The organism is Pseudomonas sp. PDM13 (assembly GCF_025685765.1).
In the GTDB taxonomy this organism is placed as follows: Bacteria; Pseudomonadota; Gammaproteobacteria; order Pseudomonadales; family Pseudomonadaceae; genus Metapseudomonas; species Metapseudomonas solani.
Map to the genome: position 1 here is coordinate 22,883 of NZ_JAOTQU010000044.1, position 6,042 is coordinate 28,924.

Consider the following 6,042-nt stretch of genomic DNA (forward strand, 5'->3'; position numbering starts at 1 on the left):
GAGGGAAAACACGACAAGGATTCTTGTTCGCTTTACGGATCAGGCATCCGCCGCCGCGATGGTGACCCAGTAACGCGTGCGGTAGCTGATTCTCACCGGCAGTACACGGGTCAGCGCCTGCAGCGCGAGATCGGTATCGGCGAGCTGGAAGGCGCCGGAAACCTGCAGGTGCGCCACCGCCGGATCACAGCGCAGCAGGCCCGGGCGGTAGCGGCTCAGCTCGCTGGCGAAGCGGGCGAGGGTCATGCGCTCGGCCTTGAGCACGCCGCGCAACCAATCGCCGGCACTGGGCGCCAGCGGGCTTGGTGTGGCCACACCGCTGGCACCGAGGCTGGCTTGCTGGCCTGCGTCCAGGCGCAGGCTTGTGCCTGAGCCGACGGGCGTCAGCTCCACCGCCCCTTCGAGCACGGCGATATCGCTGTGACGGTCGTATTGGCGCACCAGGAAATGGGTGCCGATCGGCACGATGGCGCCTTGCGCCGTCTCCACCCGGAAGGGGCGGCCGAGGGCGTCCTGGGCGGTGATGATGGCGATCTCGCCGTTCACCAGGCGGACGCGGCGCTGGCTGGCGTCGTAGTCGATATCCACGGCGCTGTCGGTGTTGAGGCGCAAGCGGGTGCCGTCGGGCAGGGTGAGTTCGCGTTGCTCGCCGCTGGCGGTGCGCTGGTCGGCCCGCCAGTGTTGCCAGGTGCCGCTGCGCTGCACCAGCACGGCGGCGGGTACCGAGGCGATGAGCAGTGCCAGGGTCTTGATGGCGCGTCTCCGGTCCAGGCTCGCCGGCTTGCCAAGGGTGGCGCGGCCGATGTCGCTGGGGATCAGTTGCATCCGTGCGTGGAAGCCTTCGGCCAGTTGCCAGGCCCGCTCATGCTCGGGGGCGGCGGCGCGCCAGGTGTCGCAGGCCAGGTGCAGCTCGGCACTGGCATCGCTTGCCTGCAGGCGGATGAACCAGCGTGCCGCTTCCCTGGCGACGCCGCGATCGATGGCCTGCCCGCTCATGGCCAGCCGGCCTCGCTGGCCATCAGCACGATGCATTCCTCGAAGGCCTGGGCCAGGTAGCGCTGCACCGAGCGCACGCTGACCCCGAGGCTGGCGGCGATCGCCTCCTGGCTGTGGCCTTCGAGCTGGTACATGAGGAAGGCGCTGCGGGCCTTGCTGCCAAGGCGCGAGAGCACTTCGTCCACCTCCTGCAGCGCTTCGAGCACCAGTGCCTGGTGTTCCAGGCTCGGCACCTGTTGTTCCGGCAGGCTGGCCAGGGCTTCGAGGTAGGCCTGTTCCATGGAGCGGCGCCGGTAGAGGTTGATCATCAGGCGCTTGGCCACGGTCGCCAGGTAGGCGCGGGGCGCCTGCAGCGGTGCCGCCTGCGGGGCGGCCAGCAGGCGGACGAAGGTGTCCTGGGTCAGGTCGGCGGCATCGCAGGGGTTGCTCAGCCGGCGACGCAACCAGCCGAGCAGCCAGCCGTGGTGCTCGCTATAGAGGTCGTGCAGCGGGTGAGGGCTGGCGGAGGAAGCCATGGCGATCCAAGGATATGTATGAGAATGAATCGCATTCTATTGGTGGCGAGCGAGGCGCCGCAACACATCCCGCTGCCCGTGGTGGCATCCGCCAACGAAAAGCCCATTCCGGAGAATGGGCTTTTTCGTTCGCTACCGCCGCTCGGTTCAGCCGATCAGCACGAAACCGAAGGGGTTGTGGCGCAGGTCGCCCAGCGGGTAACCGAAGTCGGGTCGCTTCTTGTAGGGCGTGAGCGGCTCGCTGGCGTCTTCCAGGCCGAAGGTCGCCAGGAAGGCCTTCTCGAAGCGTGCGACCGAATCGATCTGCTCCTGCTCGGTGGGCTCCTCGTCCTCGCCGAAGGCGATCACAAAGTCCGGCAGCCCCAGGTTCTGCATACCGCAGCTGTAGAGCTTGTCGTCATCGCTGATGGGCTTGCGCACGAACATCTTGTACAGGGCCAGCAGCATGGATTTCTGGTCGCGCTGCTCCACCGCGTCGGTCATCTGGGTGATCAGCTCGCGCCAGCGCACGAGGCCGTGGGCGAGGCCGGCGGTCTCGATCTTCGCGGCGGTGATCATGCCCTTGTCGATCAGGTTGCCCAGGCAGCGGGCGGTGACCATCGCCACGGAGATGCGCGTGCGCTCGGAGAAGATGTTGCGCACGATGAAGTAGGCGGAGGCGCTGTGGTTCTCGATGTTCTCCCAGTCCTGATCGGTCATCGAAGGCTCGGTGCGGTCCATGCAGGCCGAGTAGGAGCGGGGCATGCGGTCGTCGTTCTCCAGTTCGCTGAACTCGGGGTCCAGGCGATAGGTGTCGACGAAGGCCGCAGCAGCCATCTCCTCGAACTCCGACTTCAGGGCATCGAAGGAATCCATGTTGCCCAGCACGTTGAGGATCATGGCCGGGGGCAGGCTGGCCTTGATGTTCGTCAGCTGCTCGTCCTTGGCGGCGATGTAGGTCTCCAGCGCCTCGAAGTACATCACGGCGTTTTCCTGGATCGCCGCGCTCTGCTCGGCGATGGGGAAGGTGTCGAGCTGGTCTTCGCCCTGCGCGTCCACCTCATAGGGCTGGTAGCGCACCTCGTACTCGCGGGTCTCGTGGTCCACCAGCTTGAAGATGAAGTGACAGTGGTCGCTGTGACCGTTCTTCGCGCCCGGGCTGTTGAAGTTCTCCACCGCAACGCGGATGCGGTGCTGGTCGAATACCACGAACGCCTCTGTCTCCTCGCCATCCCCGTGCTCGAGGGTCACCCACTCGTCGTTGTCGCCGCCTTCGATGTACGCGTGGAAGTGCTCTTCCACGTACTCCGAATTCAGCAGGGCCTGGATGCGGTCGTAATCGATTGCAGTAAGAGCGGGGCTCGGGGCGTTGGCCATGGTGCGTCCTTTCGGGCTCGTTTCGGCGGCTGCGGTGGCAGCGGATGGATGTGGGATGGGGTGTTGAGGCGGCAATTATCGAGGGAGCCAGGCAGGAAATTCTGTGAGAGAGGCCTGAATCCGTGGAGGAGGGGTGGCCGGTGGTCGGCGGGGCTTGGTGTTTGTCGTAGTGGCCTACCGCGCATCTGGAGGCTGATTCATGGGCGCCCGGTAGGACCGAGCATGGCCAGGCGTCTAACGTCGGCAAAGTGCCCAGCCACTCAATATGCGTTGCAGGACCATTTCTCCAGTACGGACTGCACCTCTTCATCGCTGGCGAAGTCGCCGGCATCAGCCTCCTTCAAGGCGCGCTCGGTTTCCGTCAGTTGCCAGGCTTCACGGCGCAGGTATTGCGACAGCGCTTCCTCCGTCAGGGAGTCTTCGCTGCGGCCAGTGGCCTCGGCCAGGCTGGCTAGGTACTGGACGACCTTCTCGGAAATATTGAGCGAAACGAATGACATGGCGACCTCCATGTACGGACGGACTGTATCGCCTGGAGCAACACGGTTGCTCCAGGCGAATCCTCAAGTAGACGGGGACAGGGCCCCGGCTATTTACCCGGCAACTGCGCCAACTCTGCCAGTTTGCAGAAGTCTTCATAGTTGTTGCGCGACAGATGAACCATCGCGTCCATCAAGGCGCCTTCCCGGTACCGGCTGAGGTAGGAGTAGTCGGCGCCGTCGCGCAAGGCTGCGAAATCCAGGAGCAACTCCGCCATCACCTGGGTGGTGTGCAGTCGCGTGTCGAGGTGGTCGACCAACTGCTGGATGCGCTGCTCTTTGTAATCGATCAAAGGGGCGCTGTTCATGCCGAGGCCTCCTTTGAGGATACGCGGAGGGGATGAGCGAGAGAGAGATAAGCTTCGTGCATGGTGGTTCTCCGTTATGGGGTCAGGAGCTGGCACCAATTCGCTGTCAATCGAAGGGTGGCAGACCGCGCGGGGTTGACAGACCGGCTAACGGGAACCGGCAGACCGCGAAGGTCTCCCCGCGCGATCTGCCATAAAGCAGAGCAGCTATGAAAGCTGCATGCGTGCCAATGCCTGCAAAAAACATTCGCTGTTTCTCGCATGCACCTCGTGGCGCATTCGCGCCCGTTAGTTTCGGGCTGTCAAACCCGGCCACGGGATTTACCGTGGCCGGGGCAGGATAGGGAGGAGGGGGCGGAAGGGCAAGGGGAGATAGTCAGTATCTATTCAAACGGGATACGAGTGGCTATTCCCTCTCTTGAACTCATTCAATGCACCCAATTCTAGTTTGATCTCGTTGTTTCCTCGTAAGCGTGAGCTCCGGGTGCTCCTTCCCAAGGTGTGAGATTTTTTACATCTTTGCGTTGAAGTATGAATTTTTCACGTATTGCTTTGCTGGTGCACTCTTCTTTCCAGTCTGTTGGGCTGGATTGAGAGAAATTTAAGTTAAGAGTCAATAGAATTTTTTCTTTGGGTAGTCTCTGTACAGAAATATTTCCACCTACCGGCTGGCCGTAACAACCATTTGACCCGGGAAAGACAGATGAACTGCTAGATAAGAAGCCGCTTATATCTGAAAAATTATAATTAATCGCTTCTCCTTTCTGGCTGTTGGGTAGGGGGGGTACTGAAATGGTTAGTTTCTTATAGGTGGCAGAGTCATGTAGGAAATTTGTATATGAGAAATACCTAACTGCAAGTATGACGTCATTCCCCTCACGTATCCTATGTCCAGTGAAGATGACTTCTCTTTCCTTGGGTGTAAGGCTCAAGGCATTTTTTTGTTTTTGCTCTATGGTCTCTATTTTTACTAACTCTGCCATACTGCCGTTTTCGACATAGAAAGAGTCTATCTGCTGCGATGAGCATGCTGTTAGAGTTAGTCCGAAGGCTGAGGCCGTAATTATTTTTCGCATGGGCAGTACATCCTGATTACTCTAGATGCAGCTGCGGTTCTGCGGGCAGCGTCATCATAAATGTCTTGGTGAGTTGATGGCCTTAGAATCATGTCGTGGCGCGGACGAGTAGCATGGATTGATTCGTGTGTGATTTGCTCGTACAGGTCTAAGTATTGCGGGCATGTCAATGTTTTCAAGTATCTGTCATCAAGCGATATGTTTTTTGTTAGCGGATTTGTGAAGCCAACTATGGAGCCGCCATATATATCGGTTCCTAGGTCTTTCACCGTGACTTCATCTGGTATTTTTAGATCTGGCTCCATGGTGCTCGCGAGCTCCAGCATGTCGTCGATGTCTTCTTGAGTCAGCCCAAATATATCTAAGCGAGTTAAAGGGTTGCCACTGACATACGAGTACGAGTTAAGTCCACCTCTAAGCCCAATCGGATCACTCTCCACATACCGTCCAGTCCCCGGATGGTAGTCCCTGAAGTAGTTGTAGTAGAGCCCGCTTTGCGCATCGGCGACTTGGCCGGGGAAGCGCAGGATCACATCGATGCTGTTGTTATCGTCGAGGGGGTTCCCTAAACCAAAGGCATCGCTTTGCCAGCTCCACACCAAGTTGCCATCCTGATTGGTTGCCAGGCGCGGGGTATTGAGGTGGTCGCTGTGTAGGTAGCTGAGGGTGGTGCTGGCGATGGTGGTGCCGGCGGCGTCGTAGCTCAGGTCGATCTGGGCGATGGGCAGGCTGTCGAGCCACACGTAGTAGCTGGCGTTGCTCTTCTTGCCGTTGCTGGTGTAGCGCACCTGGCCGAGCACCTGGCCGTCGGGGCCGTAGAGGTAGGTGTAGGGCGTATGGGCGGTGCCTTGCAGCACGTCCTTGAGCACGCGCTGGCCGAGGGCGTTGTAGGCGTAACTGGCGATGGGGACGCCGCCGGTATTGGAGAGGCCGTTGATGACGGCGCTTAGGCGGCCCTGATCGTCGTATGTGTAGCGTTTGAGCGGGCTGTAGCGGGTGTAGTTGCCGGCGGCATCGGCTTGGAAGGGGTACAGAGTGCTCTGCTGGATGAGGCGGTTGCTGTCGGTGGCGTAGTGCAGGGTCTGCTTGGTGATCTGCGTTTCGGTGCCGTTGCTGCTGGCATAGGTGGTGCGCGAAGTGCGGTTGCCGGTGGCGTCGTAGGCGTAGGCCTGGCGGCTGGAGGCGGCCTTTTCCTCAGTCAGGCGATCGAGGGCGTCGTACTGGTAGTCGAGGCTGCCGAACAGGCTGTGGG

Annotated in this window: 7 protein-coding genes; all 7 read right to left on the bottom strand. The window is 60.5% G+C overall.

Annotated features, from left to right (window positions below):
• Positions 1–39: 39 nt before the first annotated feature.
• Positions 40–1,032 carry a FecR domain-containing protein gene (locus OEJ36_RS29610; RefSeq protein WP_263404545.1) on the bottom strand — a complete coding sequence of 331 codons (993 nt, stop codon included), beginning with the start codon at positions 1,030–1,032 and terminating at the stop codon, positions 40–42.
• The gene (locus OEJ36_RS29615) at positions 993–1,511 is read right to left on the bottom strand and encodes a sigma-70 family RNA polymerase sigma factor (RefSeq protein WP_263404546.1); all 519 of its coding nucleotides are present in this window, start codon (positions 1,509–1,511) and stop codon (positions 993–995) included. Before OEJ36_RS29615 ends, OEJ36_RS29610 begins: the two co-directional genes overlap by 40 nt.
• A 147-nt stretch (positions 1,512–1,658) precedes the next feature.
• The gene (locus tag OEJ36_RS29620; RefSeq protein WP_263404547.1) at positions 1,659–2,867 is read right to left on the bottom strand and encodes a hypothetical protein; all 1,209 of its coding nucleotides are present in this window, start codon (positions 2,865–2,867) and stop codon (positions 1,659–1,661) included.
• A 260-nt stretch (positions 2,868–3,127) separates the two neighbouring features.
• On the bottom strand, positions 3,128–3,367 hold the full coding sequence (locus tag OEJ36_RS29625) for a CopG family ribbon-helix-helix protein (RefSeq protein WP_263404548.1): 240 nt from the start codon (positions 3,365–3,367) through the stop codon (positions 3,128–3,130).
• Positions 3,368–3,456: 89 nt separating this feature from the next.
• On the bottom strand, positions 3,457–3,714 hold the full coding sequence (locus tag OEJ36_RS29630) for a hypothetical protein (protein ID WP_173180033.1): 258 nt from the start codon (positions 3,712–3,714) through the stop codon (positions 3,457–3,459).
• A gap of 443 nt (positions 3,715–4,157) precedes the next feature.
• Positions 4,158–4,790, bottom strand: coding sequence for a hypothetical protein (locus OEJ36_RS29635; protein WP_263404549.1), 633 nt, complete (start codon positions 4,788–4,790; stop codon positions 4,158–4,160).
• Positions 4,778–6,042, bottom strand: a 1,265-nt coding sequence (locus OEJ36_RS29640; protein ID WP_317891610.1) for an RHS repeat-associated core domain-containing protein, incomplete at its 5' end; no start/stop codon positions are given. The genes OEJ36_RS29640 and OEJ36_RS29635, both read right to left, overlap by 13 nt.